This is a genomic window from Brevibacillus laterosporus, from assembly GCA_007833815.1.
In the GTDB taxonomy this organism is placed as follows: Bacteria; Bacillota; Bacilli; order Brevibacillales; family Brevibacillaceae; genus Brevibacillus_B; species Brevibacillus_B laterosporus_D.
On record CP033464.1, the window covers coordinates 1,887,954 to 1,914,261 of the forward strand.

At 40.7% G+C, this 26,308-nt stretch carries 23 protein-coding genes and 3 pseudogenes; 20 read left to right on the top strand and 6 right to left on the bottom strand.

What is annotated here, in order from left to right:
- Positions 1–3 precede the first annotated feature (3 nt).
- From EEL30_10595 to EEL30_10635, 9 genes are all read left to right on the top strand, one after another.
- The gene (locus tag EEL30_10595) at positions 4–1,884 is read left to right on the top strand and encodes a PTS fructose transporter subunit IIA (protein QDX92714.1); all 1,881 of its coding nucleotides are present in this window, start codon (positions 4–6) and stop codon (positions 1,882–1,884) included.
- A 31-nt stretch (positions 1,885–1,915) separates the two neighbouring features.
- A complete protein-coding gene (locus tag EEL30_10600; GenBank protein QDX92715.1) occupies positions 1,916–2,176 on the top strand; it encodes an HPr family phosphocarrier protein in 261 nt (86 codons plus the stop codon).
- Between the two features lie 17 nt (positions 2,177–2,193).
- Positions 2,194–3,921, top strand: coding sequence for a phosphoenolpyruvate--protein phosphotransferase (gene ptsP / locus EEL30_10605; GenBank protein ID QDX92716.1), 1,728 nt, complete (start codon positions 2,194–2,196; stop codon positions 3,919–3,921).
- 196 nt (positions 3,922–4,117) lie between these two features.
- Positions 4,118–5,917, top strand: coding sequence for an IucA/IucC family siderophore biosynthesis protein (locus tag EEL30_10610; protein QDX92717.1), 1,800 nt, complete (start codon positions 4,118–4,120; stop codon positions 5,915–5,917).
- Positions 5,918–5,955: 38 nt separating this feature from the next.
- Positions 5,956–7,809 carry a siderophore biosynthesis protein gene (locus EEL30_10615; protein ID QDX92718.1) on the top strand — a complete coding sequence of 618 codons (1,854 nt, stop codon included), beginning with the start codon at positions 5,956–5,958 and terminating at the stop codon, positions 7,807–7,809.
- The gene (locus EEL30_10620; protein QDX92719.1) at positions 7,809–9,062 is read left to right on the top strand and encodes an acyl-CoA synthetase; all 1,254 of its coding nucleotides are present in this window, start codon (positions 7,809–7,811) and stop codon (positions 9,060–9,062) included. Before EEL30_10615 ends, EEL30_10620 begins: the two co-directional genes overlap by 1 nt.
- The gene (gene asbD / locus EEL30_10625; protein QDX92720.1) at positions 9,052–9,339 is read left to right on the top strand and encodes a petrobactin biosynthesis protein AsbD; all 288 of its coding nucleotides are present in this window, start codon (positions 9,052–9,054) and stop codon (positions 9,337–9,339) included. Before EEL30_10620 ends, asbD begins: the two co-directional genes overlap by 11 nt.
- A gap of 44 nt (positions 9,340–9,383) precedes the next feature.
- Complete coding sequence (locus EEL30_10630; protein QDX92721.1) at positions 9,384–10,367, top strand: Petrobactin biosynthesis protein AsbE; 984 nt, start codon at positions 9,384–9,386, stop codon at positions 10,365–10,367.
- A 5-nt stretch (positions 10,368–10,372) separates the two neighbouring features.
- Positions 10,373–11,221, top strand: coding sequence for a sugar phosphate isomerase/epimerase (locus tag EEL30_10635; protein ID QDX92722.1), 849 nt, complete (start codon positions 10,373–10,375; stop codon positions 11,219–11,221).
- A 128-nt stretch (positions 11,222–11,349) separates the two neighbouring features.
- Here EEL30_10635 and EEL30_10640 read toward each other — a convergent pair whose 3' ends face one another.
- Positions 11,350–11,532 carry a transposase gene (locus EEL30_10640; GenBank protein QDX92723.1) on the bottom strand — a complete coding sequence of 61 codons (183 nt, stop codon included), beginning with the start codon at positions 11,530–11,532 and terminating at the stop codon, positions 11,350–11,352.
- Positions 11,533–11,640: 108 nt separating this feature from the next.
- Here EEL30_10640 and EEL30_10645 point away from each other — a divergent pair.
- The 7 genes and pseudogenes from EEL30_10645 (at position 11,641) to EEL30_10675 (ending at position 18,830) form a co-directional block, all read left to right on the top strand.
- Positions 11,641–11,953: pseudogene (locus EEL30_10645) on the top strand (hypothetical protein).
- 166 nt (positions 11,954–12,119) lie between these two features.
- The gene (locus EEL30_10650) at positions 12,120–13,727 is read left to right on the top strand and encodes a sensor histidine kinase (GenBank protein ID QDX92724.1); all 1,608 of its coding nucleotides are present in this window, start codon (positions 12,120–12,122) and stop codon (positions 13,725–13,727) included.
- A gap of 11 nt (positions 13,728–13,738) precedes the next feature.
- Positions 13,739–14,461, top strand: coding sequence for a response regulator (locus tag EEL30_10655; protein ID QDX95735.1), 723 nt, complete (start codon positions 13,739–13,741; stop codon positions 14,459–14,461).
- Positions 14,462–14,629: 168 nt separating this feature from the next.
- Entirely contained in the window at positions 14,630–15,955 is a 1,326-nt protein-coding gene (locus EEL30_10660) for a citrate transporter (protein ID QDX92725.1), read from the top strand.
- Between the two features lie 439 nt (positions 15,956–16,394).
- A complete protein-coding gene (locus tag EEL30_10665) occupies positions 16,395–17,234 on the top strand; it encodes an ABC transporter substrate-binding protein (protein QDX92726.1) in 840 nt (279 codons plus the stop codon).
- A gap of 64 nt (positions 17,235–17,298) precedes the next feature.
- Positions 17,299–18,069 (top strand): amino acid ABC transporter permease, encoded by a 771-nt coding sequence (locus EEL30_10670; GenBank protein QDX92727.1) that lies wholly within the window; start codon positions 17,299–17,301, stop codon positions 18,067–18,069.
- A gap of 20 nt (positions 18,070–18,089) precedes the next feature.
- A complete protein-coding gene (locus tag EEL30_10675) occupies positions 18,090–18,830 on the top strand; it encodes an amino acid ABC transporter ATP-binding protein (GenBank protein QDX92728.1) in 741 nt (246 codons plus the stop codon).
- A gap of 266 nt (positions 18,831–19,096) precedes the next feature.
- Here EEL30_10675 and EEL30_10680 read toward each other — a convergent pair whose 3' ends face one another.
- Positions 19,097–20,194 (bottom strand): DUF4179 domain-containing protein, encoded by a 1,098-nt coding sequence (locus EEL30_10680; GenBank protein ID QDX92729.1) that lies wholly within the window; start codon positions 20,192–20,194, stop codon positions 19,097–19,099.
- On the bottom strand, positions 20,191–20,616 hold the full coding sequence (locus EEL30_10685; protein QDX92730.1) for a sigma-70 family RNA polymerase sigma factor: 426 nt from the start codon (positions 20,614–20,616) through the stop codon (positions 20,191–20,193). The genes EEL30_10680 and EEL30_10685 overlap by 4 nt, the downstream gene beginning before the upstream one ends.
- 467 nt (positions 20,617–21,083) lie before the next feature.
- Here EEL30_10685 and EEL30_10690 point away from each other — a divergent pair, with 467 nt between their 5' ends.
- The 3 genes from EEL30_10690 to sdaAA are packed head-to-tail and all read left to right on the top strand — an operon-like array spanning position 21,084 to position 23,733.
- On the top strand, positions 21,084–22,127 hold the full coding sequence (locus tag EEL30_10690) for a transcriptional regulator (GenBank protein QDX92731.1): 1,044 nt from the start codon (positions 21,084–21,086) through the stop codon (positions 22,125–22,127).
- Between the two features lie 50 nt (positions 22,128–22,177).
- Positions 22,178–22,837 carry an L-serine ammonia-lyase, iron-sulfur-dependent, subunit beta gene (gene sdaAB / locus EEL30_10695; GenBank protein QDX92732.1) on the top strand — a complete coding sequence of 220 codons (660 nt, stop codon included), beginning with the start codon at positions 22,178–22,180 and terminating at the stop codon, positions 22,835–22,837.
- Positions 22,838–22,854: 17 nt separating this feature from the next.
- Positions 22,855–23,733 carry an L-serine ammonia-lyase, iron-sulfur-dependent, subunit alpha gene (sdaAA, locus tag EEL30_10700; GenBank protein QDX92733.1) on the top strand — a complete coding sequence of 293 codons (879 nt, stop codon included), beginning with the start codon at positions 22,855–22,857 and terminating at the stop codon, positions 23,731–23,733.
- A 143-nt stretch (positions 23,734–23,876) separates the two neighbouring features.
- On the opposite strand, the pseudogene EEL30_10705 reads toward sdaAA, so the two are convergent.
- From EEL30_10705 to EEL30_10715, 3 genes and pseudogenes are all read right to left on the bottom strand, one after another.
- A pseudogene (locus EEL30_10705) lies at positions 23,877–24,098 on the bottom strand (IS5/IS1182 family transposase).
- 278 nt (positions 24,099–24,376) lie between these two features.
- Positions 24,377–24,745: pseudogene (locus EEL30_10710) on the bottom strand (ArsR family transcriptional regulator).
- On the bottom strand, positions 24,723–25,100 hold the full coding sequence (locus EEL30_10715; protein QDX92734.1) for a DUF423 domain-containing protein: 378 nt from the start codon (positions 25,098–25,100) through the stop codon (positions 24,723–24,725). Before EEL30_10715 ends, EEL30_10710 begins: the two are co-directional and overlap by 23 nt.
- Before the next feature lie 217 nt (positions 25,101–25,317).
- On the opposite strand from EEL30_10715, the gene EEL30_10720 reads away from it, so the two are divergent.
- Positions 25,318–25,968 carry a hemolysin III family protein gene (locus EEL30_10720; GenBank protein QDX92735.1) on the top strand — a complete coding sequence of 217 codons (651 nt, stop codon included), beginning with the start codon at positions 25,318–25,320 and terminating at the stop codon, positions 25,966–25,968.
- Positions 25,969–26,308 lie beyond the last annotated feature (340 nt).

Genomic DNA, 26,308 nt, shown 5'->3' on the forward strand with positions numbered 1-26,308 from the left:
GAAATGCGTATCTTAGACATGCTGCGAGCAGATACTATCGTTATGCACCTATCTGCTACATCCAAGGCAGAAGTCATTCAAGAATTGATTGACCAATTGGATCAAGCAGATTGCTTGAACGACAAAGAAGGAATGAAGGAAGCAATATTGGCCCGTGAGGCTCATGCTTCCACAGGAATTGGTGAAGGAATTGCCATTCCGCATGCCAAAACAGAGGCAGTAAAAAAACCAAGTATTGCGTTTGGTTACTCCCGAGAAGGTATTGATTATGACGCATTGGACGGACAAAAATCGCATTTATTTTTCATGATTGCAGCTACTGCCGATGCTAATCAAGCACACTTAGAGACCTTGGCACATCTGTCTGAAATGTTGATGGATGAGACTTTCCGACAAGAATTGACTCAGGCTAAGACCAAGGAAGAATTATTAAAAATGATTGCGAGAAAAGAAAAGGAAAGTCATAATGTAGAAGAGCCCTCGGTTTTACCAGGTGAAACAGGACGCGTAAAAGTTGTCGCTGTGACAGCTTGTCCAACAGGAATCGCTCACACTTATATGGCTGCCGATGCTTTGAAAAAAAAGGCGGAAGAAATGGGCATTGTCATCCGAGTGGAGACAAATGGTTCCGGTGGTGCAAAGAATAAATTGACATCTGAAGAGATTGAACAAGCAGATGCCGTAATCGTCGCTGCTGACAAACAGGTCGATATGGACAGGTTTAAGGGCAAGATAGTGATTGAAGTGCCGGTAGCTGATGGAATTCGTAAGGCAGAGGACTTGATTACACGGGCAGTGAATCAAGATGGCCCCGTGTATCAAGGTAGCACGTCACCGTCTTCCTCAGATTCCTTTGAAGATAAGTCAGGCAGATCAGGTTTTTACAAGCATTTGATGAGCGGTGTATCCAACATGCTACCACTTGTAGTTGGTGGGGGTATCATCATCGCTATTAGCTTTATGTTTGGGATTAATGCAGCCAAGCCAGATGATCCCACTTTTAATCCGATCGCCAAGATGTTAAGCGATATCGGTGGTGGTTCCGCTTTCAAACTGATGATTCCTGTACTAGCGGGTTATATTGCTATGAGTATTGCTGACCGCCCGGGTTTAGCATCTGGTTTAGTTGGTGGATGGCTTGCCGCAGAAACAGGCTCAGGATTCTTGGGTGGATTAATTGCTGGTTTTCTTGCAGGCTATTTGGTGTTAGGATTGAAAAAAGTGTTTTCTGGTTTACCGCAGTCTCTTGAAGGTATTAAACCAACTCTGTTGTACCCGTTGTTTGGTATTTTGCTAACAGGTCTAGTAATGCTTGGCATTATTTCACAACCAGTCGCAGCGCTTAATAACTGGTTAACTGATTGGTTAAGTAATATGGGACAAGGAAATGCTGTCATTCTTGGTATTGTAATTGGTGCTATGATGGCTGTGGATATGGGTGGTCCTGTGAATAAAGCGGCATTTACGTTCGGTATTGCTATGATTGCAGCAGGTAACTTTGGTCCACACGCGGCGATTATGGCTGCTGGTATGACACCTCCGCTAGGAATTGCACTCGCAACGACTTTGTTCAAAAAGAAATTTACTGCACAGGAAAGACAAGCAGGTAAAACCGCATATATTTTAGGAGCTTCCTTCATCACTGAGGGTGCAATCCCGTTTGCAGCAGCAGATCCGACACGTGTAATTCCGGCAACAGTTCTGGGCTCCGCTGTAGCAGGTGGCTTGTCAATGTTCTTTGGATGTACACTACCAGCTCCTCATGGAGGAATGTTTGTTCTTCCGGTTGTAGGTAATCTTGGAATGTATATTGTGTCAATTTTGGTAGGGACATTGATTACTGCCTTGATGATCAATATACTAAAAAAAGAAGTTCATGAATAACTATATTAACAAGAAAAAGGGGAAATATTCCATGTTAACAAAAACTTGCGTAATCCAAAATCCAGCTGGCTTGCATGCTCGACCAGCTACAATGTTCGTACAAAAGGCAACTTCTTTCTCTTGCGATGTAAATTTGATCAAAGGTACCAAAAAAATTAACGGCAAAAGCATCATGGGTGTTATGACACTTGCAGCCAAAAAAGGCGATGAAATCGTACTTGAAGTAAGTGGCGAAAATGAAGCTCAAGCTCTTGAAGAATTGGGCGCAATCCTAGAAAGTGCAAAAGAATAGTTAGGAGATGATCCGTCTTGCTTTGTAAAGGTATTGCAGCAGCCCAAGGGTTCGCTCTTGGCCGAGCTTTGGTAAAGGTAGAAGAAACCCTCTCTTATGCACGCAAAACACTTGCAGCAGATCAAGTAGCTGCGGAAGTGGCGCGTTTGAAAGAGGCTTTGAGCAAAACCAACTCCCAATTGGAAGCGATTAAACAAAAAGCACTTCGTGATATTGGGGAAGCAGAAGCAAAAATCTTCGAAGCTCACCAACTATTTTTGGAGGATCCAGAATTCGTTGGAGCAATGGAAGGTAACATCGAGAATGATAAAGTGAACGCTGAGGCAGCTTTAGAAGATATTCGTGACATGTTTGTCGGTATGTTTGAGAGCATGGACAACGAGTACATGCGTGAACGTGCAGCAGACTTGCGTGACGTAAGCCAACGAATTCTAAAGAACTTGCTTGGTATGGAAGACACTTTGGTTGGTGATTCCAAAGAACCAGTGATTCTGGTTGTTCATGACCTGACACCATCCGATACCGCACAACTTGATAAGAGCAAAGTGAAAGCGTTTGTAACCAACATTGGTGGTCGCACGTCTCACTCTGCGATTATGGCACGCACGATGGAAATTCCTGCGATTACCGGTCTTAGCGATATCACAGAGAAAGTTCAAACTGGCGATATGTTGATTGTTGACGGTGAGACAGGTGATGTATACGTAAACCCTGAGCAAGAGCTCATCACTACGTACCAGAAAAAATTAGAAGAGTACGAGGCGCAAAAAGCAGCTTGGGTACAACTAATCAATGAGCCATCCGTATCAAAAGATGGGCATCATGTTGAACTAGTTGCGAACATCGGTACCCCGCATGACGCTGAAGTGGCTGATAAAGCTGGCGCTGAAGGTATCGGTCTGTTCCGTACAGAATTCTTGTACATGGGCCGTGATAACTTCCCGACTGAGGAAGAACAATTTGAATCATATAAAGCCGTAGCACTTACGATGGACAACAATCGTCCTGTAGTTATACGTACATTGGATATCGGTGGAGATAAAGAGCTTCCATACTTGCAATTGCCGCATGAAATGAACCCGTTCCTAGGCTACCGTGCGATCCGCATCTGCCTGGATCAAGTGGACTTGTTCAAAACGCAATTGCGTGCTCTTTTACGAGCAAGCGCATTTGGTAACATTAAAATTATGTACCCGATGATCGCTACCTTGAAAGAGCTGCGTCAAGCAAACGCAATTTTAGAAGAAGTAAAAGTAGAGCTTCGCGATAAAGGAATTGCCTTTAACGAGGAGATTGAAGTAGGAATGATGATTGAAATTCCTGCAGCAGCTGTCATTGCTGATCAGTTGGCAAAAGAGGCTGACTTCTTCAGTATTGGTACAAATGATTTAATTCAATACACCATGGCATGCGACCGCATGAACCAACAAATTTCGTACCTGTACGATCCTTATAACCCAGCAGTATTGCGTTTGATTAAAAACGTGATTGATGCTGCTCACAAAGAAGGAAAATGGGCTGGTATGTGCGGAGAAATGGCAGGCGAAGAATATGCCTTGCCGATCCTACTTGGCTTTGGACTTGATGAATTTAGCATGAGTGCACCATCTGTATTGCGTGCTCGTCATATGCTAAAACAACTAAGCTATGCGGAGCTTAAAGCAATCTCTGAGCATGTACTTAGTTTGGAAAGCGGCGAAGAAATTCGTGATTACATCAAGACTAATGTATTGGACAAGCTATAAATAAAACATAGACAGGCTGTTGAGATAACTCTCAACGGCCTGTTTTTTTATAAAAAATGAAAAATATCCCTTTTTTCTCTTGTATTGATAATGATAATCGTTTACATTTATATTTGAGAACTTTCATTTTTTCTTAAATAACCTAAATATCTACTTTTATGGCAAAAAAAGCGTAGCAAGCAAAAGGAGATGCAATATGAAGCATGTTAAAGATATTGCCGAACACGCAGCTATGCAAAGCTTTCTGAACTGCTATCTCCGGGAAACAGGAAATGGTAGGTGGACGACGACAAATGGAGAAATGCATCTTCATGTGCCGTTGGTGTCTCAGAGAATGGATTTGTACGTCAAGGCCAGCTATCAATCGCCAACAGGAAGGCATCTGTTTGACTACCCTGCCTTTTATCAGAGTGGAGCAGAGGCGCCATTGGTTGTAGCAGACTATGTCACAATGACCGTATTACTGGTTAAGGAACTGTCGTTACAGCATGGTACCAAGGCAGTGCCAGACGAATTGGTGTTGCGAGTCATTCAGAGTTGCCAAAATATGGAGAGGTATTTAGCGGCTCGTTACGACGACGGGGAAGAGCTGTATGGCTTTGAAATGGATTTCATTACTGCTGAGCAAGCGTTGCTCTTTGGACATCTTTTCCATCCTACGCCAAAAAGCCGTCAAGGTATTCCTGATGCCAAGCAGGCTGTCTATTCGCCAGAGCAAAAAGGGGCATTCGCTCTACACTATTTTGCAGCCCATCACTCTTTGGTTTTAGAAGGATCAGGAATGGATCAATCCGCTACTGAGATAATCAAGACAGAGCTGGGGCAGGGAGTGCTAGATCTGGAAGGCGTAAAACAGTTCGTAAGCAATGATAGTTACTCGCTTATCCCCCTTCATCCCTTACAAGCAGAATGGTTGTTAGAACAACAACCTGTTCAGAAGTACATCAAGCGTGGTTTGTTGCACAATGTAGGTCCTCTAGGTGAATCCTATCAAGCTACTTCTTCTTTGCGAACGGTCTACCATCCAGATAAAGGCTTTATGATAAAGCTTTCTATGCCTGTTAAGGTGACCAATTCTTTACGTGTTAACAAACTATCAGAGTTAGAAAGTGGAGTAGAAGCAAAAAAGGTTTTGGATACATTTACAAAAGATATGAGCAAAAAATTTCCGGGGTTTGCTTTTATACACGATCCTGCTTACATCACACTCAAGCTGGACGAGCAGGATGAATCAGGATTTGAGGTTATCTTACGCACGAATCCCTTTCAGGGAAGTGAGGCAGAGAATACCACTGTGCTGGCTGCTCTAATCCAAGACCCATTACCAGGACAACAAAGTAGACTGGCTGTTATTATTCTACAGCTTGCTAGGCAGGAGGGGCGGACGCCTGCGGAGGTAAGTATAGATTGGTTCCGGCGTTATCTAGAAATTTCACTCAAGCCAATGGTATGGCTTTATCTAAAGTGGGGAATTGGCTTAGAGGCTCATCAGCAGAATAGTATCGTCAAGCTTCAAGACGGATATCCAAGCCAATTTTATTACAGGGATAATCAAGGATATTATTATTGCCAATCAATGAAGGAATTGCTGTCGCGGAGTATTCCGAATCTTGGTGAAAAGAGTAGAAACGTAACGGAAGACAGCTTGGTGGACGAGCGGTTACGTTATTATCTGATTTTTAATCATATGTTTGGTCTCATTAACGGCTTTGGTTCAGCAGGATTAATAGATGAACAGCAATTACTAGATGAGATGCGTACCGTTTTACAAGAGTTTTTGCCATTAAACCGAGAGCCATCTCAATTTCTACAAAGCCTGCTGACATCTGAAAAGCTTGCTTGCAAGGCAAATTTACTTACCCGTTTTTATGATGTGGACGAATTGGAAAGTGAGGAGATCACCTCTGCTATTTTTGTTCAGATTGATAATCCGCTAGCAAAAGCAAGCCAGCGTGAGAAAGAACTGGAAACGTTAAATCAACTGGCGCTACGATAACGAAACGGAAATGACCGTTAATAATGGAGGCTTTGGTAATGCAAGTAACTGACTGCGACGTAAACATTGGTGAAGCCATTCGCTCCGAACAATACTTGCAGGTGCGAAGAAGAGTGTTTCGCCAGTGTATTGAATCCATGATCTATGAAGGAATTCTGACCCCTGAAACACAGCTAGAAGAAAAATCCACACGTATCACCATAACGGGGTGGGATGAACACGATCAACCAGTAGCTTATCAATGCTGGGCGCGACGAACTATCACATTCGGAATGATTCGGCTATTGCCATCTAAACCGCTGATGCGTGTCGATAGCAAGAATGAGCGGGAGGCAGAGTCTCTTACGCGCTTTTTAATGGATGTGTTCCGCAAAAGAGACGTGAACGAGCAAATGCTAGCCTCATTTGCTCAGGAGCTGGAACAAACCCTGTTAAAAGATACATTGGCGCAGTATAGTCGGGCAGAACGGAATGTTTGGCTAAAGGAAAAGGCTTACGATGAGCTGGAAGGTGACTTGATGGACGGTCATCCTTATCATCCTAGTTACAAATCTCGTCTAGGCTTTGATTACCTTGATCATTACGCATATGGACCAGAGTTCAAACAGGAAATGCAGCTATTATGGATAGCGATACATAAGCAGTATGCTCATGTAAAAACAGATCAGGATATGGATTCTCAACAATTATTTATGGATGAATTGGGAGTAGAACAGAGAGAAGCTTTTCGTTCGGTGTTAAAACAGCAAGGATGCGACCCAGAGAAGTATGACATGTTACCGGTGCATCCGTGGCAGTGGCGCAAGCATATCATCCCCGCTTTTCAGGCTGATTTACATGCCAAAAGAATTGTGGAACTAGGGCTTTCAGACGATCGTTATCGGCCACAACAATCAATTCGTACGTTTGCCAACCGTACCAATCCTAACAAGCCTTATGTGAAGCTAGCGATAAATGTGGTCAATACTTCTGCGGCTCGTCACTTAACTCCACATTCGCTTGCTAGTGCACCACTTATTTCGCGTTGGCTGAAGGGGATGCGGGATACAGACCCCTATCTCAAAGACGAGATCAAGTTGGTTATGCTTGGTGAATTTGCGACAGTTTGCTATGATCCACCACCTCCAGCAGATTTGGTAGAGATGGTGACTTTTGGTGTGATCGGATGCATGTGGAGAGAAAGCTTACATCAATACTTAGAGCCTGAAGAAGAAGCTGTCCCATTTAATGCTTTATCTGCCAAAGAATTGGATGGAGTTCCGTTTATTGATCCGTGGATTCGCGAGCATGGTATAGAGAATTGGCTAAGACAATTGGTGGAGAAAAGCATCCTACCAGTCGTCCACCTACTGGTTAAGCACGGAATTGCGCTGGAGTCACATGCACAAAATATGGTACTGATTCATCGCAATGGTATTCCTGTCCGGGTCGCATTAAAGGATTTCCATGAAGACCTAATTTACTGCAAACCATATTTGAATGAACCAGAGGCATGCCCTGATTTTGCGAATGTACATGAATTTTATGCAACTGTGGAGCCTAATGTCATGTTTCACATGGATGATCCTTCCCTTGTACGAGATTTGACGTTGGAAACGCTATTTTTAATAAATGTAGGCCAATTGGCGCTTATGATGGCAGAACATTATGATTTTGCTGAAAGTAAGTTTTGGATGATGATTGTTCAAATGATAGAGCAACACCAAAGACGTTTCCCTGAGTTAAAAGAGCGATTTGAGCTGTTTCAATTATTCGTTCCAAGCATCATGGCGGAACAATTGACCAAGCGACGCCTTTATTCGGATACCGTGATGCACTTGCACCAAGTGCCCAATGCCCTATACCAAGCTAGAGAAAGCCTGCGAGCTATGTCTGTCGGAGGGGATAAATAATGTTGATCATCAATGAAAATGAAGTCGGTTCAGATCAATTTGATGCCCGATTGCTAGCATATCTAGGAATGCCTCATTTCCAACAACCAGAGGGAAGGAGGTATGCCTTATGCTTGTCGGATGCTTTAGACATCATAAGTCTCGTGCTCTATTTGCGTGACAATGGTGGTTCTGTTTTGCTCATTCATGGTGAAACGCCAGAAGAGACAGCTTTTCGAATGGCTGTGGATGGTCAATGCTATGGGCTTATCTATCACGTCCCTGAGAACTTTGTACTTGTCCCACATGAGGGTGCGACGGAGGATGAACCTTCTATTTATCAATACAGCTCGGGAACGACTGGCCAGCCAAAGTTGGTAAGGCGTAGTTGGAAGGAAATTAAGATAGAAATGACTGCTTATAACCAGATATTTAGTGCATATGAGGGACTAATTCCGATTGTAATGGCTCCCGTTACCCATTCATACGGTTTGATCTGCGGGGTATTAGCTAGCTTGGAACGGGGTAGCAAACCAATGGTGGTCACTCATAAGAACCCAAAATTTGCTTGGGGAGTCATTAAAAAGACGCCACAACACATTGTTTATGGAGTCCCACTGCTGTTTCATGTTTTATCCAGTTTTACGAGCGAAGCTGTTCGTTTTCATCGAATCATGACTTCAGGTGCGCCCATGCCGGAGCAATTATTTACTAAGCTACAAGGTATGACTGATACGATGATGCAACAGTATGGTTGTTCGGAGACGGGATGTATTAGTATCAGTGAACAGATGACCTCTCATGTAGACTTGGGTAAGCCCTTGTCACATGTGACTCTGACGGCAGGTATGGACACAGAGAGTCCGGCAGAAATTACTGCGACGATTAATAATAAGACAATCTATACGCAGGATTTAGGGTATTGGTCGCAAATAGGTCATATTCAATTTGTTGCACGGATAGATGACGTGATTAATGTATCAGGCCTAAAGGTGTTCCCCATGGAAGTAGAGGAAATGATCCTGAAAATGGATGGAGTCAGAGAGGCTGTTGTCTATCGAGGGCAGCATCCTGTGATGGGTGAGGTCGTTAAAGCGATGGTTGTAGCTGATGCGAGTATTACCTCGACTGTTATTCGGGACTGGTGTTTACCAAGGTTACCAGCCTACAAGGTTCCTTTTGAAATTCAATGTGTAGGGAGTATCCCGAAAACGGCAAACGGTAAAGTAAGTCGTCGCTTGTTAGAAATGGAGGAAGTTGTTCATGAAGCGTGAGGAAAGAATAGAACAGATAAAAGAGATAGTTACGAAAAAGCTAAAATTGACTCACGTTGTCAACTTAGATGAATCCATGCGTTTACAGGAAGATTTATTGATTGATTCGATCATGCTCCTTCAGTTGATTGTTTATATTGAGGAAGATTTGCAATTGATGGTTCCGGCAAAAGAACTGGACCCACGAACTTTTCTTACTGTTGGGTCATTGCTTGACTTTATCGAGCAGTTGCAGCCAGTTAGCTCTAATGCTCTATCGCCTGCTACTAATAAATAGATTCTATCGATTTTGTACCAATACGGACAGCTCAGGGGGATTTCATGATTAAGGTTCATTGCTTAATTAGTTGCTTTTGTGAAGTAATCAAACGATACACTCATGTGGACTACCGGCCCTATTATTTTGGTGTCTGGGATGCTGATTTTGTTAAGAAGGAAGATGGGGTTCTTACCTACTATACGGACAATCATGAACCAATTATAAATGGATTTGAACACCTTTTTAGTGCCAAAGTACAGGAATGGTACGATTCTGATAAAGAAAAAGAAAGTAATTTGCAAACCTTTTTAGAGTTACTTGATTCTCACAATGAGCATCAGTTTGTGCTTGTACAGATTGACATGTCACTTATACCCGAACGTGATAATAAGTTCGCCCTAAAACCGTTTCCTCATTTTTTGATGATTTCTAAAACAGAGAACGAGGACGAGTGGTTTATGTTCGACCCAGATTTTCGTTGGGAGGGAAATGTAAAAAAGTCAACGGTCATAGAAGCTTTTTTGCAAAATCCATTCGGAGGCGGCTATTTGTTTGATGCTAGGGATATCGTAGCACCTTCCTATGAAAAGAGTGAGCAGTACTTCCATGCCACATTTCAGCGGAATCACAATGAATTTACCAGCAGTCTGAAAGCACTAATCACAGATATGGCAGAGGAGAAGAATGGATATTCTCTCGATATGCTACTACCGGCTGTAAAACAGGTGAAAGTGATTGCGATTCGTAAATATAGTTATGAGTATGCGTTTCTATTTTTTAAAGATTATTTACAATATTCCCGTGATGAATTTTTACGGTTGGCCTATCAAATTGAAGATGTTGTACAGGCTTTTACAACGGCACAATATCTGGCAGTTAAAATGTCTATGACTAAAAATCTAGCACTGCTACCGCCTATCATCGAGGCTCTGGATGAAGCAGACGCGATTGAGCTACAAATTAAGGAAGAACTAGAGAGACAGTTCGTACAGTGGACGCTGATAGATAGAGAAGCTGTGACCCTAAATGAAGAGGAATGGAGGTAAGATAGATGAAATTCTCGCTATGCACAATTTCTTTTCGCCATCAGCTAATCTCTTTTGCCGATATGGTTGAATATGCTAGGTATCATGATTTTGACGGTATCGAATTATGGGGTATTCACGCTCAGCACTTGTATGATGGGGATCGAGAAAAAGCAGAAGAACAGCTTCGGACCTTAGCAAAACACGACATGCAGGTATCGATGCTCAGCGACTATTTAGATATATCTTCACACCAACCATTCTCAAAAACATTGGATAAAGGCAAACGGTTGATCTCCTTAGCTAAATGGTTAGGGGTCAATCGAATACGGACGTTTGCTGGGCAGAAGGCAAGTGTTGAGGTATCTGCCAATGAGCGTGCGCTATATGTAAAGCATTTGAGCGAACTATGCGATCTTTGCGGTGATAATGGGATGGAATTGCTTTTAGAGACCCACCCCAACACACTGACTGATGACTTGCCCTCGACGCTGACTTTACTAGAAGAAATTAATCATAAATCAATGGCAATCAATCTCGATTTTCTGCATGTCTGGGAATCTGGCGCTGATCCAATTGAAAGCTTTGAAAAGCTACAACCATGGGTGCGCCACTATCATTTGAAAAATATCGTTTCTTCTGAGCATCTCGGTGTTTTTCAGCCTAATAACGTGTATTCACCAAGTGGAAGTCGAGAAGGAATTGTACCTTTAGCATATGGGGCAGTAGACTATAGTTCTATTCTAGATGTTATTGCCAAGACAGAGCATTTTGCTTCTATTGAATGGTTTGGCCCAAACCCAGCCAAAGTATTGAGCGAAGAGGTGAAGTGGTTACGCCAACAGGTGCCTGTTCAGTCATTAAGTCTTTTATAACACGCTCATGCAAAAATAAAGGTTTAGTATCATGAGTTAAGTGCGATCTAAACTTAAGAAAGTGGTGATGACTCCCAGTGTCTATTATAAAACAAGGAAGCCTATTTGATATACAAGAATTATTCGACTTAAAACCTCCCAAACGAACAGGCGAATTCTTCCGACTTTAGCGAGGAGTAGAAGGATTCAATAACAGCATTATCATGGCAATTTCCCTTACGGGACATGCTTGTGGTAATGCTTTTTTCTTTTGCTTTATTGTGAAAAACGTATAACGTATAAACGGAACTGTTCTGTGAAAATAAAGTCATTACCTTCGGATTGAAGAGGATGCGGTGTCCAGAAAGGATTAATTATGTCCATAAAAAAACTGTCAATTTGTCCTAACGCTCCCAGCTAAACCATTCAACACAGAGGGGGTGCACGGCTGGAAGGAAATTGAAGAGATCATTGGGACAAAATTTCCATCTGATTATAAACAGTTTATAAGTTTGTATGGAACGGGTGGTATAGATGATTTTTTGTGGATTCTAACCCCTTTTGTGAACGATGAAAATGTTAATCTTATTGCTAACCTATGATTCGAGATCCAAAAACTACGAGTATCCGTTATCAATGACGGAGTTTTTATATGAAATTTTGAGTAAAAATCTGATATGTAAAGTATTCCCTGATGATTTTCTGGATGATTTTCCAGAGTTTATTTCTTATAATGTAGAGAATCTACTTTGATGCCAGTTGTTCAGTTCCTGACGCAGAATTTTCTAGAATTTCAGCGATGAGTGATGGTACTGATTTGACGCTTGGTGATGTGGTGCGCCGGATCCGAGAAGAATTAATGCAATTATTTTAACCATAGCTGAAAAATAATACTTTCAACTTTTAGGAGTATGAAAAAATGAAGCGGTTTTCTAATATAAAATTTAATTTAAAGCTGAAGATGATCTTGCTCATCAGTTTTTTGATTATTGGAATATGTATTATTTTTGCTGTATTTCTAGAACGTTTTATATTGAATATGGCTGAAGAGCAAATAGGAAAAAGAGCCTTAAGTCTTGCACATAGTGTAGCGAATATACCGGAAATTAGAGAAGCTTTTAAATTGGAAGAGCCCTCTTTAGTGATTCAAGATATCGTTCAGCCGATACAGCAGGAGTCAGGAGCAGAATTTATTGTTGTTGGGGATACGGAAGAAATTAGATATTCACATCCTAATCCGAGCTATATTGGGGAGAAAATGGTAGGAGGCGATAATGATAGGGCCTTGCTTCATGGCGAGTCCTATGAATCAAAGAAGGAAGGAACGCTAGGGGTATCGATTCGGGGAAAAGTGCCAATTTTCTTTGAAGGGAAGATTGTGGGGGTAGTGTCTGTTGGTTTTCTCAATAATGATATACAAAGAATTGTTGCGGACCAAAGTAAATCATTATGGTTAACATTAAGTATTATAATTCTATTGGGAATTTCTGGAGCTATCTTTATTGCTTATTATATAAAAGGATTATTGCATGATATGGAGCCTGAGGAGATTTCTCATTTGTATCTTCAGAAGGAAACTATTTTACAGTCAACACATGAAGGAATTATTGCAGTGGATAATAATGGGGCAATTACGGCTATTAATAAAGCGGCCAAAGACATTCTGTTCACACAATTGGCGCAGAAACAAATGAATTATGTGGGCTCATTAATTAAAGTGATTGTTCCTTCACTAGATATTGATGCGTATGTGAAACATAGAAGCCGATTTTTTAACCGGGAAATGGTGCTTGGTGAAGATGTCGTTCTTGTCAATCAGACACCCATTTTTAGTGAAGATGCATTCACGGGGATTGTCTATACTTTCCGTAAAAAAACGGAGTTAGAAAAAGTGACAGAGGAACTTTCTAGAATTAAACAATATGCTAATGCGCAGCGGGCACAAACACATGAGTACTCCAATAAACTGCATATCATACTTGGGTTAGTGCAAAACAATCGAAAAAATGAGGTGATAGATTTTATAAAAAAAGAAAGTAATATCCAGCAAGATAGGTTGAAGTTTTTATCGGAAAAAGTAGCTGACCCTCTTATTCAGGCATTATTTCAAGGGAAGTTTAACCAAGCAAATCAGCTTGGCATTTCTATGGTCATTCATCCAGACAGCAGGTTAGATTATCCATTTTCAGAGGTGAAGCAGGATGTGCTTTTAACTGCGTTGGGTAACGTGATTGAAAATGCATTGGAGTCGGTAAAACAAAAGGAAGGCGGTCAGCGTAAGGTTTCAATCTTTTTTACTGATATTGGGGACGATTGTATTTTTGAAATTGAAGATTCGGGTTCGGGGGTGGCTGAAAAGAATATCACTCGCATCTTTGAACAAGGATTTTCAACTAAGAAGGGCAACCATAGAGGAACAGGCCTAGCTCTTACGAAGCTGATGCTAAATAGTGCTCGCGGTGAGATTTTTTTAGAAGAAGGAGAACTCGGAGGAGCTTGTTTTATTATCATCATACCAAAGGATTGAAGGGGATAGCTGTGAAGGAAATATTTTATGTACTTATTATCGAGGATGATTTTAGAGTGGCTGATATTAATCGTCAATATGTTGAAAAAACAGCTGGCTTTGCCGTTCAAAAAATAGTAAAGAGCAGAAAAGAAATGTTAGATTATCTTGAAAGTAGTGAAACTATTCCGGATATCTTTTTATTGGATTTATATATACCCAATGTAGAAGGAATGGAATTATTCTGGCAGATTCGTCATTCTTACCATGAAGCTGATATCATCATCGTCACTGCTGAAAAGGAAGTAAAGTCTATTCAGGAATCTCTTCGCGGCGGCGTGTTTGATTATATCGTAAAGCCTGTAGATGAGGAGCGCTTTAGTCAAACATTATTAAAATATAAAGAATACCGGGGCATCCTGTTATCCAAGAAGGAAATGGAACAAGGTGATATAGATGCTTTATTTGGCTTTCGTCGTATTCCTGATTCTTCCGCAAGGGTTGATGCAGATCTCCCTAAAGGAATTGACTCTCTTACTTTGAATAAGATTCATCGCTTATTCACAAAAACGGAAATTGGTGGAATTACGGCTGTTGAATTAAGTTCCGAGCTAGGCATTAGCCGTTCTACTGCGCGGCGTTATTTAGAATATTTAGTTTCTCTAAAAGTGGTAAAAACGAAGCTCATCTATGGTACTGTAGGAAGGCCGGAACGAAGATATATAATCTGTGAAACTTATGAACAAAATCATTAAAATGAAAAAATATTGTTTTTATGTTCAGAATATTTATACTCCGCTGCATCCGTGATAATTTCATACTAATCTAAAACGATAATTTTTACACTGAATTGTAAACGCATTCATTCTATATGGAATGAGGTTAAGTGTGAAAAGTTGCTATCACGGAAAGGGGATATCATTTTGAGTCTTAGTTTGATTGGTCTTATTACTATTTTAATTATTGTCACATTGCTTATCAGCGGAAAAGTGATTCCGATTGTTGCAATGGTTATACCACCGTTACTAGGCGCATTAATGGCGGGTTATAGTTTCGTAGAAATTGGAAGTTTTTTTGGAAGCGGCGTAAGCTCTGTCATAAATGTTGCGATTATGTTTATTTTTGCTATTATCTTTTTTGGAATTATGCAAGATGTTGGACTCTTTGATCCATTAATTAATAAAATGGTTGTTTTTTCACAGGGAAATGTGATCACAGTTAGTGTCGGAACAGTTTTAGTGGCAGCGATTGCCCATTTAGATGGATCTGGTGCTTCGACATTTTTAATTACCATTCCTGCGCTTTTACCAGTTTATAAGCGTTTAAAAATGAATCCATATTTGTTACTCCTATTAGTAGGGGGAAGTGCAAGTATCATGAATATGATTCCGTGGGCTGGTCCTTTAGGACGAACAGCTTCAGTCTTAGAAATGGATGTCACGGAATTATGGAAACCGCTTATTCCTATCCAAATCATCGGTATGATTCTAATGATTGCTTTAGCAGTTCTTCTAGGCATGAGGGAGAAGAGAAAAATCATCAGGAATTATGGTTCGTTAGAGTCTGCAGCATCTCTTGAAGAAGCAGTAGAAGAACAGGATGCTTCAATCAAGTCTGAGCAGGAAAACGATTTGGCTCGTCCTAAATTACTTTGGATAAATGCTTTTTTAGCATTAACGGTAGTTGGTGTGCTTGTGGCAGGAATCATCCCAGCAGGCTTGGCTTTCATGATAGGGGTAAGTATTGCATTGCCGCTTAACTTCTTAAAGGTAAATGATCAGATGGATAGATTGCGTGCACATGCACCAAATGCTCTTACAATGGCATCTATCATTCTTGCAGCTGGCTTATTCTTAGGAATACTAAATGGGACAGGAATGCTCAATGCAATTGCCAATGACGTCGTTAAGGTACTTCCAGGAACCATTGCTCCTTACCTGCATATTATCGTCGGTTTGTTAGCTGTGCCGTTTGATTTAATATTAAGTACAGATGCGTATTACTTTGCGCTGCTTCCAGTGGTAGATCAAATTGCTGCCAGCTTTGGAGTCGCTTCTTTATCCACTGCGTACGCCATGGTTATCGGAAATATCGTCGGTACGTTTGTGAGCCCGCTTTCACCAGCTCTTTGGCTTGCGTTAGGTTTAGCCGGTCTGGAAATGGGACGTCATATCCGCTACTCTCTTTTCTGGATGTGGGGAATTAGCATGCTCCTCGTAGTACTAGGTATATCAATAGGAATTATTTAACTATTATTAATAGAGCCTTATTTTTCGCAGTTAAAAGGAGATAGGACTAAAACTATTATCATTCCGTATTGACAGATCCAATCATATTATTGTAGCCTTATATTAATAACTGAATATAACCTCACTTTTTCTGGTGAGGTAGAGGCGCGGTATTTAACAGTCTTTAGCGGAGCGTAAGGAGCTTAGATGCTAGAGAGAAGGAAATGTCGCCGAAATATGCAGTATCCTTAAATATTGCATATTGGGTCTGCAGTTAAGAGTTGCAGGACTGTCTCAATAAACGACCCGGTTTATTGAGGTGAACTATCTCAAATGGGAAAGGCAGAGGATTTAGGTTAGCGGTATATGTTAAAGACCTGAGTTCATCTCGGGTCTTTTTTGTATACTTTTTTATATTTTGAATATCTAACTAATATAATAAATAAAGGGGGAAAATAATATGAGAAAAAAGTTATCTTTATTTGCGGCTATCACATTGATAGCTAGTATTTTATTAGCAGCATGCGGGACAAGTGATTCTGGTAGTTCAGGAGACTCTTCAGAGGGCGGCACATTTAAAGTAGGTCTTGAAGCAGGCTATGCACCATTTAATTGGACACAAATGGATGATGCAAACGGCGGTGTAAAAATTGATGGCAATGTAGAATACGCAGGCGGGTATGATGTGGAAATCGCCAAGAAGATTGCTGAAGGATTAGGGAAAGAGCTAGTCATTGTTAAAACTGAATGGGATGGACTTGTTCCTGCCTTAACCTCTGGCAAAATTGATGTAATTTTAGCAGGGATGTCACCAACTGATGAGCGCAAGAAAACGATTGATTTTTCTGATAACTATTACAAATCAGATTTAGTGATGGTCGTTAAAAAAGGCGGAGAATATGAAAATGCTTCTTCTATACAGGATTTCAAAGGGGCAAAGGTTACAGCTCAATTGAACACATTCCACTATTCAGTCATCAACCAGATTGATGGCGTTTCACAGCGACCGGCAATGGATAGCTTCCCGGCGATGCGTGTGGCCTTAGAATCAGGCGTAATTGATGGTTATGTATCTGAACGTCCTGAAGGAGTAAGTGCTTCAGCAGCAAATGATAACTTTGCGATGGTAGAATTTACAGAAGGCTTTAAGACATCAGAAGATGATACAGCCATTGCAGTAGGCTTAGCAAAAAATAGTAAACTTACAGAAAAAATAAATGAAATACTAGCAGGTATCTCAGAGGAAGATCGAATCAATATTATGGATGCTGCCATTAAGAATCAGCCAGCAGCAAAATAATAATGATGAAGCTGGCTGCATGTTGATGTAGTCGGCTTCAGTGTTTAAGGAGGTTACAAGAAGTATGAGCTTAGATTGGATGATAAGAATCGCTGAGCAAAACTGGCCGATGTTTCTGCGCGGTGCAGGAATTACCCTTCTAATTGCTTTAATAGGGACAATCGTTGGTGCGATTATTGGGCTGCTGGCAGGTATCATTCGCACGATACCAATGCCTGGACGGGGAGTAAAACGGTTTTTCCTAAAAACCTTGAACGTAATCTTATCAATGTATATTGAATTTTTCCGAGGAACACCGATGATCGTGCAAGCGATGGCCATATTCTACGGAGCTGCATTAGCATTTGGCTGGCATATAAATCCGATTATCGCAGGTGTAGTCATTGTTTCGATTAATACTGGTGCCTATATGGCTGAAATCGTCCGCGGGGGAATTATATCCGTTGATAAAGGTCAATTTGAAGCGGCGCAGGCTATTGGGATGAACCATATTCAAACGATGATGAATGTCGTCTTGCCTCAGGTGATCCGCAATATACTTCCTGCTACCGGGAATCAATTTATCATAAATATTAAAGATACCGCTGTTCTAAGTGTAATCTCTGTTACAGAGTTATTCTTCCAGACAAAAACGGTATCAGGCAATAACTTTAGATATTTCGAATCGTTCTTTATCGCATGCATTATCTATTTTGTGATGACTTATTCAATTACGCTTATCTTGCGTTATTTTGAAAGAAAATTGGATGGCTCGGATAATTATATGATTACTGCCAGTCAAATTGACACGGCGGAAGATATTAAGCGTAAAGCCAATCATACACCAGGAATGTAGCTGAGAGAGGAGGGTATAAAATGGAGACAGTCATTGATATTCAAGGCTTAAGCAAATCCTTTGGAAGCCATGAAATATTAAAGGATATAAACTTTTCAGTAAACAAGGGAGAAGTCGTTTCAATCATCGGTTCATCAGGGGCGGGCAAGTCCACACTGCTCCGATGTGTGAATCTATTAGAAAAACCGAACGGCGGTAAAATAATCTGTAAAGGTGAGAACATTCTTGATGATAAGCACGATGTTCATCTTTACCGGAGAAGGCTGGGCATGGTATTCCAGCAATTTAATTTATTCAATAATCACAATGTCCTTGGAAATTGTGTAGTAGGACAAGTAAAAGTATTGAAAAGATCAAAAGAAGAGGCGGAAAAAATCGCCCTCAAATATTTGAAAGAGGTAGGCATGGATTCTTATGTAAATGCAAAGCCTAGACAGCTTTCCGGTGGACAAAAACAGCGGGTTGCTATCGCAAGAGCCCTTTCTATGGAGCCTGATGTGATGCTGTTTGACGAGCCAACATCAGCACTTGATCCAGAGATGGTCGGAGAAGTACTTAAGGTAATGAAAGAGCTTGCTGAAACAGGACTCACAATGCTGATTGTCACACACGAAATGGAATTTGCAAAGGAAGTATCCAGTCGTGTCGTATTCATGGATAAAGGCGTCATTGCCGAAGAAGGCACACCACAGCGCATCTTCAATCAGCCGACACAAGAACGGACGAAAGAATTCCTGAAGCGAACTTTGAAACAAGGATAATAGAATAAAGAAGCTAACTTATTTTATAAGTTAGCTTCTTCGAAAACTGAATGTATGGGGTTGCCATAAGGAATGCTTTGTGGCGTAAAACATTCAAGCACCTTCGTCCTCTCTGACCGAAAAGCGAAAACCAAGCAGTAGGTCAGAGAGAAGAGTCCAACGTACACTTTTTTTCAATAACCGTAGGGACTACGGGGATAGCCTGCTAATTCTCACTTCGTTGGATGTGATAGCGCAGGAATCTCGTGGCTTTAGCCATGAGAGGTTCAATTCTTTAGTTCAATAACAATGTCATTCAGGACAAACTCTTCTTTCCCTGTTCCGAGTTTAGTTGGTAATGGAAGTAGCTTTGGTCCATTCCCCATCAGCTCAACGGAAGTATAGTTTTCAGAATTATAACTTCTTAAGGTGACGTGAGGAGTTACAATAAGCTTCGACGCATTCGGATCCAGTTTTCCGAAAGTTTTGCTCCAGCTGATATTATAAGAATCACTGCCTGTTCCACCATTACCTTGGCCTGAGTAGGCATTCCCCAAATCATCCTTGACTTCCAATTCAACATCGACCCCGTGCCATTTGTTTCTTACAATCTCGGATACCTCTTGGTCGTAACAAACGATAAAGGACATTGGGGTGATGGATATTTTGTCTAGGTTCACCTTTACTCTGCTTTGCTCTACGCTTTGGCCGATTAGTTGGGTATCGCTATTCGTAGCGTTTAAAGTAAATTCAAATTTCCAGTCGCCTTTAATTTCTTCCTGTTTGTCTGGGACGATAATACTGTCCAGATCCCACGTTATTCCCAACGTATCGTCTACGCTATTGGTTAGGTCTGTGGCTTGATACAGACCCACATATTGGTTTTCACCGACTTTTGAAATTTTAGAAAGTCCTGCGATCCCTCGGGACCCTTCGAGGTCGGGGTTGCCTCGCGTAGTGGGATTTTCGCCTAAGTCTTGTTCACTTTCTATGGAAAACGTTAACGACACGGTTTCCCCGTCAAAGATCGCATCGTTTATCGTTACTTTGATGCCATTGCTTTCTTTTGCCATGTTCATCTCGGTGGAATATTCCTTGTAATTGTCGTGAAGTCCTGTTATTCCGGTGTCCAAATATCTGAAGATGTCTCCGATGACAGGAATGCCGTTTGCGAAAGCGGGGAAAGCCAATCCCAGTGTTGTAGCCGACAAGGCGACCATTAAGGAAGCCACCGCGACATTGTTTTTCCAACCCATCTTCTTCTTGCTTATCGATTTCTTTAAGGCGCTTTTAACTTTGACCTTTTCGAGCTCAGTAACTTCCATCTCCTCGAATTCGTTTGCGTCAATGCTAGCGTCGTTCAACAATTCGTAGATATCTTTCATATTCCGTTCTCTCCTAACATGAGGTTTCTGGCTCTTTTGCTCAGTTTCTTCTTCCCTCGATAAATTCGATTGTCTACCGAGGCCTTGGTCAAGCCGAGCTTTGTCGAAATGTCCTCGGTCTTGAAACCAAGAAAGAACTTCATGATGAAAATATCCCGCTCAACAGGCTCAAGATGGTTAATTAGGTTAATAAGCTCGGTTCTGTTTTCCAACATGATTAGCTCATCTTCAGCAGAAATCCCTGCATTTAATTCCATGTAATTGGAGGTGGGTTCCATTTTCTTACTGGCCTTTCTGTAATAATCAATAGACTTGAATTTTGCAACGGCGCAAATCCATTTCTTAAAATCGTTCGAATCCCCATTGAACTTGTCCGAATTGTTCCAAATCGAAAGAAAAACAACGTTAATACATTCTTCCATAACACCGGAGCGCTTTTACACCTTATATAACGTATTAGAAAAAATTTTTTCTCACACAAGTATAAAATAATTTTGTTCTTAAAGAACATTGATGGCTACGGGGCATGATTGGTAAATTTAAAGAGAGGGCTGTAAAAACCTGGATCTGGCAATAGATACTTCAAGGTAAAAGAGGAGAATATATAAGAAGGAATAGAAACGTGAATCCCTTCACTAACGGATTAGATAGTTCAAAAAACAGCTGTAGTCTAGGACTTTGTTTTCTCGTCCGAGGCTGTCGCTGTTTTTTTATATAGCATTAATATAAGAAAGGTAGAAGGTTTTTAATTCAGAAGTTTTAAAATTCACTAAAAGTAAGCGTTTCCTAAAAAACGAGCTATAATGAGAGGCGTATTACAATTCATCATAATTTAAAGTGCATTTTAGTCATTTTTCATAACAAAATTGATTAAAAGGAAGATGAAATCATGGAGATTCTTAAGGGAACGATATTACTATTATTTGTACTAAGTCTTTTTTCACTCTTTAGTTTTAAAGCACCAAACGGTATGAAGGCAATGGGAGCTTTAGCAAGTGCAGCAGTTGCTAGTTTCTTAGTTGAAGCTTTTCAGCTATACGTTGGTGGTGATTTAATCGGTATACCATTTTTAAAAGAGGTTGGGGAATCTGCCGGTAGTCTAGGCGGCGTAGCTGGTGCAACTTTAGTTGCATTAGCGATGGGCGTATCACCTGTTTATGCCATGCTTGTAGGGGCTTCTGTGTTAAAATTTGGATTGCTTCCAGGGTTTATTGCTGGTTATCTTATATCATTTTTAGTAAAACAAATTGAAAAACGCATACCAGAAGGATTAGATTTAATTGCTTGTATTGTAATTGCAGCACCATTAACAAGATTAATTGCAAAAGGAATGGATCCGATTGTAACAGCAACATTGCAGCAAATCGGTGGAGTTATTACATCATCAACTGATGCAAATCCAATTATTATGGGAATTATACTAGGTGGTATTATTACAGTCGTTGCAACTGCACCGTTAAGCTCAATGGCATTAACAGCATTGCTTGGATTAACAGGGTTACCGATGGCAATTGGTGCATTAGCGGTAACAAGTTCATCCTTTATGAACTACGTATTCTTTAAACGAATGAAGTTTGGAGATAAGCGTACGACAATTGCAGTTGCGATTGAACCATTAACGCAAGCGGATCTAATTTCAGCAAATCCAATTCCGGTTTATGTAACAAACTTTATTGGTGGAGCAACAGCGGGAGTTATTATTTCAATGTTTGATCTTATTAATAATGCAACAGGAACAGCAACGCCAATTGCAGGACTTATGGTTATGTACGGGTTCAATGATCCAGTGAAAGTAACATTATGTTTCTTATGTATTATGGTATCTGGTATTATTTCAGGATATATTGGCTCACTGTTATTCAAAAACTATCCAATTCGTACAGCGGAGCAAATTCGTGGTACGGCTGGAAAAGCAATAGATCCGGCAGTTTAATAGAATAGTAGTAAGTAATTTTAATCATAAAAGTTTAGGTGGGAATTATGATGAAATATCGCACAGTATTTGATATTATTGGTCCGGTTATGATTGGCCCGTCAAGTTCACATACAGCAGGTGCGGCAAGAATGGGGCAAGTTGCTCGTCAACTGTTTCGTCACGAACCGGAGAGAGTTAAGATTTCGTTATATGGATCGTTTGCAAAAACATATCGTGGTCACGGGACTGATGTAGCGTTAATTGGTGGAATATTAGGATTTGAAACGGATGATACACGAATTCCAAATGCGTTAGAAATTGCAAAAGAGCACGAAATTGAAGTGGAATTTATTGAAGAAGAAGCAAATGCTCCACATCCAAATACAGCGAGAATTCGTCTGTATAAAGGAGAAGAAGAAATCGAAGTCGTTGCTTGTTCAATAGGTGGCGGCAAGATTGAAGTTGTGGAGTTAAATGGATTTGATCTTCAGCTATCAGGAACAAGTCCGGCACTTCTTATTGTAAATAACGATCGCTTTGGAGCAATTGCATCTGTATCTTCTATACTTGCGAAACATGAAGTTAATATCAGTACGATGAGTGTTTCACGTAAGGAAAAAGGAAGAAGAGCGCTTATGGTCATTGAAACAGATGAATTATTAGCAGACGAAATGATTGAGGAAATAAAAGAGCAATCAAATATTTGTCAAGTAACCATTATGGATTAATTACAGGGGGAACACGCATGTTTCGGAACGCAGCGGAACTAGTGGCGCAAGCTAAAGAACAAAATGTAAAAATTGCAGAAATTATGATTAAATGTGAAATAGAGACAAGAAGTATCACGCGTGAAGAAGTGCTTGCCGGAATGGAAAAGAATTTAATCGTGATGGAGCAAGCCGTAGAACGTGGTATTCGAGGAGTGAAGTCACCGACAGGTTTAACAGGCGGTGATGCTGTGAAAGTTAAAGAGTACATGAAGAGCGGAAAAGGCTTATCTGGACATACGATTTTGGATGCGGTGAGTAAAGCAGTTGCAACAAATGAAGTAAATACAGCGATGGGAATCATTTGTGCAACACCAACAGCAGGATCAGCTGGAACAGTACCAGGTGTACTGTTTGCACTGAAAGAAAAATTGCAGCCAACACGTGACGAAATGATTGAATTTTTATTTACAGCAGGAGCTTTTGGTATGGTTGTTGCAAACAATGCTTGTATTTCTGGCGCGGCTGGAGGATGTCAAGCTGAAGTTGGTTCAGCAAGTGGAATGGCAGCTGCTGCTGCTGTTGAAATGGCTGGTGGAACGCCAGATCAAGCAGCTACAGCTATGGCAATTGCCTTAAAGAATATGCTTGGTTTAGTATGTGACCCAGTTGCTGGGCTTGTAGAAGTACCTTGTGTAAAACGTAATGCAGCGGGGGCATCAAATGCTATGATTGCAGCTGATTTATCGCTAGCTGGTGTAACTAGTACAATTCCATGTGATGAAGTTATTGAAGCGATGTTTAGAATCGGACAAACAATGCCAGTAGCACTTCGTGAAACAGCTGAAGGTGGACTTGCAGCAACACCGACAGGTCGTCGTCTGCAAGAAGAGATTTTTGGGAAGAGCAGCAAATAAGAAAATATGATTGTGATAACAAAAAGGAGCTCAAATAAACTTGAGCTCCTCAGACTGTGGAGAAACCCATTTATTTTTTAACCTCAAGCAGTATTTGATTGTTCTCGTTGCACGAAGTGCATTAAAAAAGATCGTTCTCTACCTTAGCTACTCTTAGTGAGGTGAAGAGCGATCTTTTTTATATTCTGTACAGTTGCCGTCAGTAGCGCCTGCTCCTGTACATTTGCTTTTCCCCGTAAGCGGCAGTAGCGAAGTCCATGCAGTTCTTTCGAATCTGCAAAACTTCGCTCTATCGTTTGATATCGCAGTCTATATAGATATCTTCCAGAGTTACTAAGTCGGTTCTGACAAACCCATTCTTTGCTATACAAGAATTATTCGACTTAGAACCTCCCAAACGTTTTGAGGCTATTTTCTCCACTCTTGACGACATTGAACCGCTTCTTTTCTCTATTTCGAAGGGTTCATAGGCGATGAAACTGTCACCGATATTGAAGAAAACAAGTATACGGATCGGGAGCTAAGAAATACCCCGATTCGTATGTTTTTTTCAGTACAGATTGATTTAGACGTCGTCTCTGGATAGCAAGGTGCTGAATAGTTCCATAAGTATTGAAGTAATGAACAAAAAATTCCTCTCTCCCTATAAGGTATCGAGGAATGAAGGTAAATATTGTTCAAAAGTTTCTTGTTTAATACGTAAAAATTTAGACTGACCTTCGCTACGCATATGGATGAGTCCCGCTTCTCGCAAGGTTCGAAAATGATAAGAGGCATTAGATTTAGACATATGACAAAGTTCACCGACCTCTCCACACTTTGCCTCTTGTTCTTTTTGAAAAAGAACCCGAATGATCTGCAGGCGTGTCTCATCTGCCAGCGCTTTTAAAATTTTTATTCGCTGGTTATCATTGATTGATTTAATGGACATGGAAAAATAATACAAAAATTAGGTATTATCTGCAAGTTTTTTATTTATCGAAAAACAGTTATGCGGACCAAGTAACTCCACAAAGTAGTAGGCAAGTCCATCCTGCTAGAAAAGCAAGTCCACCGAGTGGGGTAATGGCACCAAGCTTACGAATACCTGACAAGCTGAGCGCATATAAGCTTCCAGAAAAGAGTACGATGCCCACCACAAACAACCATCCAGCAGCAGTAAGTAGTGTACTTGTCCCAAGAACTTTTACCAATATCGCTATGATCACTAAAGCAAGGGAATGGTACATCTGATATTGTGCACCGGTTTGAAAATTGGCAAGCATGTTATTGCTGAGTTTCCCTTTCAAACCATGAGCTGCGAATGCTCCTAGAGCTACGGATAGAAGACCACCTATGCCGCCTAGTATCATGAAGGTTTGAGCCATATTTCTGTCTTCCTTTCTCTAAACCGTTGATTTACAGATATTGTACCGCAATAGCAAGTAAAACCACAGTAACCCAAGCACATCGCAAGAAGTATCTTATTGGTGAAGATGAATGTTTTGTTAAAAATGAAAGTATTTCTATTCGGCGTGCTTATGGAGTGATACAATAGGGCTTATTATTATGCAAGTCCGATACGAAGGAAGGGAGATAGGAAAGATGAAACGCTTTTGGAAAATGAAAGAACCTGTTAATACATGGACGCATTTTATTACGTTCCTGGCTGGTATTGTTGGTCTCGTATTTTTGATCGTTTTGTCCCGTCACAGCGTTTCCAAGCTGATCACTTTAACAGTCTTTGGGGTTAGTGTCATCTTGTTATTTGGCGCAAGCTCCTTATACCATTGGGTGAAGACAACGCCAGCAAAAGAAATGATGTTAAAAAAAATTGACCACATGGCTATTTATTTCCTCATTGCAGGCTCGTATACGCCAGTTTTTTACTATGGCTTAACGGGTGGCTGGAAATGGAGTATGCTCGGTGCAGTTTGGGCGTTGGCGTTGATTGGAATGTTCCTGAAAATTTTTTATATTAATGCACCGCGCTATGTTTCTACAGCATTTTATGTGACATTGGGCTGGATTGCAGTCGTTCCATTTGTCCAACTAATCAATCACTTACCGGTCGGAGCCATTGCCCTAATTATTATTGGTGGCGTAATGTACACCATAGGTGCCATCATCTATGCGACTAAAATTTTTGATTTTTTCCCCAACCGTTTTGGGTTTCATGAGATATTCCATCTGTTCGTTATGGCAGGAACTACACTTCATTTTATTATGGTGTTAAAGTACATAGTTCCCATTTGATCAAGCAATGTAAAAGGGTTCCTTCGGTTGTAATTAGTTGCTTTTCATCAAAAGACATGATATTGTTAATACGTTGCGATGAAACGCCTATATCCGTGGGAAATTCGCGAGTAACCAATGGCGATGGACTTGTTGTTCCATCTTTTTAATGCCATTTTTTTATAAAACACGAGAATGTGCAGGCATTAAGTGTGAATTCTGCTTAATGCTTTTTTTTGTGAAAAACGAGTGCTTACAGACGATCATTCCACTGATAGGTTTATCAGAAGCAAATAAAATATAAGAGGCTTATATACACAATAAAGTGGCAAACTATAGATGTTACGTCTTCTGGCACTTA

Bases quoted from the DNA above. Each gene is read 5' to 3' on its own strand.
- EEL30_10595 (QDX92714.1), top strand. From the start codon at position 4: ATGCGTATCTTAGACATGCTGCGAGCAGATACTATCGTTATGCACCTA.
- EEL30_10600 (QDX92715.1), top strand. From the start codon at position 1,916: ATGTTAACAAAAACTTGCGTAATCCAAAATCCAGCTGGCTTGCATGCT.
- EEL30_10610 (QDX92717.1), top strand. From the start codon at position 4,118: ATGAAGCATGTTAAAGATATTGCCGAACACGCAGCTATGCAAAGCTTT.
- EEL30_10615 (QDX92718.1), top strand. From the start codon at position 5,956: ATGCAAGTAACTGACTGCGACGTAAACATTGGTGAAGCCATTCGCTCC.
- EEL30_10620 (QDX92719.1), top strand. From the start codon at position 7,809: ATGTTGATCATCAATGAAAATGAAGTCGGTTCAGATCAATTTGATGCC.
- asbD (QDX92720.1), top strand. From the start codon at position 9,052: ATGAAGCGTGAGGAAAGAATAGAACAGATAAAAGAGATAGTTACGAAA.
- EEL30_10630 (QDX92721.1), top strand. From the start codon at position 9,384: ATGATTAAGGTTCATTGCTTAATTAGTTGCTTTTGTGAAGTAATCAAA.
- EEL30_10635 (QDX92722.1), top strand. From the start codon at position 10,373: ATGAAATTCTCGCTATGCACAATTTCTTTTCGCCATCAGCTAATCTCT.
- EEL30_10640 (QDX92723.1), bottom strand. From the start codon at position 11,532: ATGACTTTATTTTCACAGAACAGTTCCGTTTATACGTTATACGTTTTT.
- EEL30_10650 (QDX92724.1), top strand. From the start codon at position 12,120: ATGAAGCGGTTTTCTAATATAAAATTTAATTTAAAGCTGAAGATGATC.
- EEL30_10665 (QDX92726.1), top strand. From the start codon at position 16,395: ATGAGAAAAAAGTTATCTTTATTTGCGGCTATCACATTGATAGCTAGT.
- EEL30_10670 (QDX92727.1), top strand. From the start codon at position 17,299: ATGAGCTTAGATTGGATGATAAGAATCGCTGAGCAAAACTGGCCGATG.
- EEL30_10675 (QDX92728.1), top strand. From the start codon at position 18,090: ATGGAGACAGTCATTGATATTCAAGGCTTAAGCAAATCCTTTGGAAGC.
- EEL30_10680 (QDX92729.1), bottom strand. From the start codon at position 20,194: ATGAAAGATATCTACGAATTGTTGAACGACGCTAGCATTGACGCAAAC.
- EEL30_10685 (QDX92730.1), bottom strand. From the start codon at position 20,616: ATGGAAGAATGTATTAACGTTGTTTTTCTTTCGATTTGGAACAATTCG.
- EEL30_10690 (QDX92731.1), top strand. From the start codon at position 21,084: ATGGAGATTCTTAAGGGAACGATATTACTATTATTTGTACTAAGTCTT.
- sdaAB (QDX92732.1), top strand. From the start codon at position 22,178: ATGAAATATCGCACAGTATTTGATATTATTGGTCCGGTTATGATTGGC.
- sdaAA (QDX92733.1), top strand. From the start codon at position 22,855: ATGTTTCGGAACGCAGCGGAACTAGTGGCGCAAGCTAAAGAACAAAAT.
- EEL30_10715 (QDX92734.1), bottom strand. From the start codon at position 25,100: ATGGCTCAAACCTTCATGATACTAGGCGGCATAGGTGGTCTTCTATCC.
- EEL30_10720 (QDX92735.1), top strand. From the start codon at position 25,318: ATGAAACGCTTTTGGAAAATGAAAGAACCTGTTAATACATGGACGCAT.